The sequence below is a fragment of the Synechocystis sp. LEGE 06083 genome, from assembly GCF_015207725.1.
Taxonomy (GTDB): Bacteria; Cyanobacteriota; Cyanobacteriia; order Cyanobacteriales; family Microcystaceae; genus Synechocystis; species Synechocystis salina.
In genome coordinates, this window is record NZ_JADEWJ010000288.1 from 1 (window position 1) to 4620 (window position 4620).

The 4620-nt window shown below is 51.5% G+C and carries 2 protein-coding genes and 1 pseudogene; all 3 read right to left on the reverse strand.

Annotated elements, in window-relative coordinates; translation table 11 throughout:
* A partial coding sequence (locus IQ219_RS16915; protein ID WP_228017257.1) for a HEAT repeat domain-containing protein occupies positions 1-3377 on the reverse strand: 3377 nt, incomplete at its 3' end.
* A 249-nt stretch (positions 3378-3626) separates the two neighbouring features.
* A complete protein-coding gene (locus IQ219_RS16920) occupies positions 3627-4181 on the reverse strand; it encodes a glutathione S-transferase family protein (RefSeq protein WP_194073379.1) in 555 nt (184 codons plus the stop codon).
* A gap of 134 nt (positions 4182-4315) precedes the next feature.
* Positions 4316-4620: pseudogene (locus tag IQ219_RS16925) on the reverse strand (hypothetical protein); the annotation flags it as partial.

The following is a 4620-nucleotide window of genomic DNA, read 5'->3' on the forward strand; positions in this document are numbered from 1 at the left end:
AGCTTGGACAAATTATCTGGGATAGCCCCATCAAATTCGGGACAATTTTGGTCAAGCATTTGGTCGTAGATATCTACACTGGGATTATCCAAACTCAAAAATTGACTAGTATCAATCCAAATTACCTGACAACCATTCAGGGGAGCATTTTCCCCCTGTAAAGTTTGTGCCAGGGAGTAACGGAAAAAAGATCTTTGTTTAGAACTTTTCCCAGGAATACTGGTGCCAGAAACCGCTAGGGGAGTTTGATGCCATGCTTGATAAAAATCAGCATAGGTCATTTGTTGGGCGCAGTACCAAAAAATTTGCCAATGGTCTCCCGAGTTTTCCCCCTGGGCCTGGGCACATAGCTCCTGCAACTGATGAACCACCGTGGGGAGCAACTTACGGGGCACAATCTTGATCAAAGCCTGGGCCGCATCCTGACGGACCCGATCTTCAGGTTTTTCTAGCAATAACCCCAACAGAGCCTGGGCTACCTCTCGATTGTTGGGACCGATTTGGGCCAGGGTTTTGACCACCGCCCGGAGAATTTCCCCCTCGGCATTGGTGTCAACAACGCGGATCAGGGCAGCCAACACGGCGGGATTATTTTTTCCCACTAGGGCTAAATCTTGGGCGGCAGTTAGGCGGATACTTTCGTTATCGCTATTTTGCAGGAGATTAATCAGGGCCATGAGGGCAGAGAGATTGCCTGGATCAATGGTGGCTAAACTGGTGGCCGCTTGCCGTTGGCTATAGGGATCCTCCTTGTTACGCAACAGACGGAGGAGGGTATTAATGGCAATGGGATTGCCCGGGTCAAGGCGCCCCAAAATTTCGGCCCAAATTTGTAGATGCTCGCTGGTTGCCGTGTTTTCCAACAGATACACTAGGGAAGGCAAAATACCGACGTTGTGGGGATCGACCTTCAGCAGAGCTTGGATAGTTTCATTGAGCAGCCAGTCCCCTTCTTCACTGCGGGGTTGGGCCACGGCCTTTTCCACTAGGGCAGTTAAGGTGGCGATCGCCGTGGGGTCTCCCTGGGCAATTTTGGCAAGGCTACTGACAATCAACCAACGGACAAAAACATCCTCCTCCGCCATTAGTAGATCTGCTAGGCTGGCCACCACTGCGGGCGATGGCACCCCCACTTCCCCCAAACTATAGATGGCCTGTTTTCGCAAAGGTAGGGGTTGATCCGCTTGGATATGCCGTTGCAAAACCACCAGGGCCGTAGGATTTCCGGGGTCGATCCTTTCAAGACTTTCGGCCATCTGACAGAGAAATGCCCCAGGAGGATAAAGCCTGAGTTTTTGCAGCACACTGGCAATAACTAGGTTCTGATTTTTGCCCACCGCTTCCAAACATTGCAATACCTGACGATGGTGCAGCACCGATAATTTCGGAGAAAGCAACTCCAGCAGAGCTTTAATCACTAACAAATTGCCCACGCCGCAATGGGCCAGGGTTTGGAAAGCTAAGCTGTAATCTTTTTGGTCAGGGTGCAGGGCCGCCAAGAAAGTAGCTACTCCAGGGGAACTGGCGGGATCAATTAAGATCAGCGCCGAAGCAATGGCAAAGCGCAAACTGGATTGTTGATGGAGGGCTAGCTGTTGCTCTAAAATTCCGATCACCTGGGGAAATCCCTGGCCCCACTGCCCCAGCCATTGGCAACATTGGCCATATACTCGGTCATCCTCGGTGGTTTGCAGAGTTTTGAGGAGGGCTTGGATCACCGGCGGACGGTGGGTTGTCGCTAAAATCTCCATGGCCCATTTTTGTTGGCTGCCATTACCTCCCACTGGGGTTAAACCTTGGGCTAACAATCTGGCCACAATCTCATCGGCCTGGGTGAGGTCTGGGCATTCCCGCAGAGCCAAGGCCGCACTCTCTAAAGCCCTGAGTCCATAGAAATTTTCCGGGCTACAACGGTCGTCAAACTCCAACATCACCTGGAGAAAGGCCTGTTTATTGACTAGGCCGATATCCTCCCGTCCGCACCAAAAGGTCAATACTCCCTGCCACTCCGGAGCAAAAATACGATACTGATGCCGATAAATATCGAGGAAAAAGTGCCAATCGGCGATCGCCTGGGCAGCAAAATAATCCCGAAAAGTATCGTCGGTAAAGCCATAACCCCTTTCCCAAACGCCTTTACGCACAGCGGTCTTGGGCATTAACCAGCCCAATTGCAACGCCGAACGCAACAGGGGGGAATCTTTGCCAAATATTTTTTCCACCTCCGCCGGGGATAGGGGGCGATGGTCAACTGGATTTTCCCCCAGCATTTGCTTGGCCAATTGACCCAACAATTGGGCCAACTCCTCTTGCTGGCCTGGTTTGCTAGAGGCCCATTCGCTTTGCCACAGGTAAAAAGCCTTAGTTAATTGGCGATACAAAGCTCCACTGCTGACAGGAAAATCCCTCGGTTGATCCCGCCAAAAGCGACAGCACAACATTAGGCGCCGGGGCCGGAGCAAATAGGGCCGTAAATGGCTCACCAACGGATTGGCCAACGCTTCCTTGAGAGCAGTAGCTAGGGCATTGGGTTGGCCTTGGTTTTCCGATTGAGCTGGGCGATCGGGGGTGAAATAATCTTCAATGGCAATTTCCACCTCCCCAGGATAGAGTAATGGCTCTAACTGATAACGGGTAAAACCGGCCAGTCCCCGGGGGTCATTGCGCCTGGTGTCTGGACGACAACTCAACAGCACTGGGGTGGCGGGCACTTCCGCCAAGCTATCCTTGAGCCAAGTTAGGCTTCCCTGGGCCGCAGACATTTGCCCCGGGTCGGTAAAGGTGTAATCAACTCCGTCTAGCACCAACCAAAACTGCCCCGCCTGGAGTCCCAGCTGTAAACTCTCCCGCCAGGTCGTCGGGGGAATTTCCCCATTGAGGGTCATGGCTTCCTGTAACCAAGGGCCAAACAAATAATCTTTAATGCTCCGGTGTTTAAAGCGGGGGGGGTTAAGCCAGATGGGTAAGCAATGGGCTCGGCCCTCTTGGTAGCGTTGCCATAGACCCTGGGCAAAATGTTGTAAAAAAATTGTTTTCCCAGATCCCGCTTCCCCCATAATGGCTAAGTAACGGCTTTTTTCCCCTCCTTCGGCAATTGGAGCCAATAAACTGTCCAAAAATTCCAGGGGGCCATAGTTAGTCTGGGCGTTGTGCTCGCTGGTGGCTTCGCTGGCAATCACCTTAAGGGAACGAGGAATGCGACCGGGCTTTTTCACAACGAATTCCGGCTGGGTTTGCACTGAAGTGCAGGGTAAGGCCCGGTAGAGCAACTGTTGACATACCGCAGGCCAGTCGGGGATCGTCGGGGAAATTTCCTGGTTATTTCCTTGACCGTGGTGATTGTTCGCTGTCCCTGAAAGGCTGGAGGAGTGGACCATGGTAGTTGCCAACAAGGTGGGGAGGAAGCAAGGATTAGGGGCGATCGCCAGGGATTTAGGTTAAAGTTAAAAGCAAAAAAATCCCCTCTGGCATTCACTGTACCAAATCTACCTACCCCCCAACCGTTGACTGGGGCAAATTACCGGCAAATTTGGATTTCTGCCAATCATATAGTTTAGTTTAACTATAGAAACAGACTATAGTTGCCGCCATGGGCTTTGAGTTTTTTTAGCTTGGCTGCCCAGTGGTCAGCGGGCACCAATGGAAGCTTGGAAGGCTGGCCTTTGCACCAAGCTCTGGACGTATGCTGCCACCGCAGGGTAGCCATCAAAGTTAAGTTTGAGCATGATGGGGACATAGGCCAAAATTGACCCCACCGCCACATCCACCACCGAAAATTTTTCTCCGAGGATAAATGGCGATCGCCCTAAAATTTCCTCCAAAGATTGCAATAGTCGGGGCATTTCCTTTTCCCGCACCGCTTCAATAAATAAACCATTGGCCAGGGTGGAATTGGCGAACAGGATCCATTGGTTAACCAGCGCCCTGGCTTGTACATCGGCGGGAATGGTACTGGCTTTTTCCGCTAAATAAAGCAGAATTGCACCGGACTCCCAAAGGTAAAAGTCCCCATCGGCGATCGCCGGCACTTTGCCAAAGGGATTAATGGCCAGGTAGGGAGCTTGGCGATGTTCCCCTTCCTTGAGGTTAACGTTAACAAATTCGTAGGGCAGGGATAATTCTTCCAGGTACCACTGGATGATGGAGGCTCGACTTTGGGGAGCACTGTATAGTTTGATCATAATTTTTTCTCCGAAGTTGGTTCTAAATTTTTTGACAATTGTGGCGAAGAGGGGGACCCCCGTCATAGTTTCCTCTGTTCCTAGACGCCAAGCCCTTCGGGGTCATAGTCTGGGAACCAATGAACCGAAAAGCCCTAGGGAGTGCTAAAGATCACCATATCCTGTCCCACCACCGGAGATCGGGCAATGAGTTCTCCCCTTAGATCGTAAATCCATAGCCTTTGGAAGGAAAGCTTTTGGGCCCTCTGCCATAGGGCATCGAGGAGGGTTTGTTGCTGTTTGGAGGACAATTCCTGCCACGAATCTCCCACCGTCAAAGTCAAACGGCTGGCTAAAAAGTTCGGTTCAATGCGTTCCATCAACTGGGGCGGATAAAGTCCCTCTAAATCAACCAATTCCCGCTGAATCACCGCCAATAAACTCTGTTCCGGGGTTAGGG

Excerpts from the sequence above, each read along its gene's own strand:
- IQ219_RS16920 (WP_194073379.1), bottom strand. The coding sequence starts at position 4,181 with ATGATCAAACTATACAGTGCTCCCCAAAGTCGAGCCTCCATCATCCAG.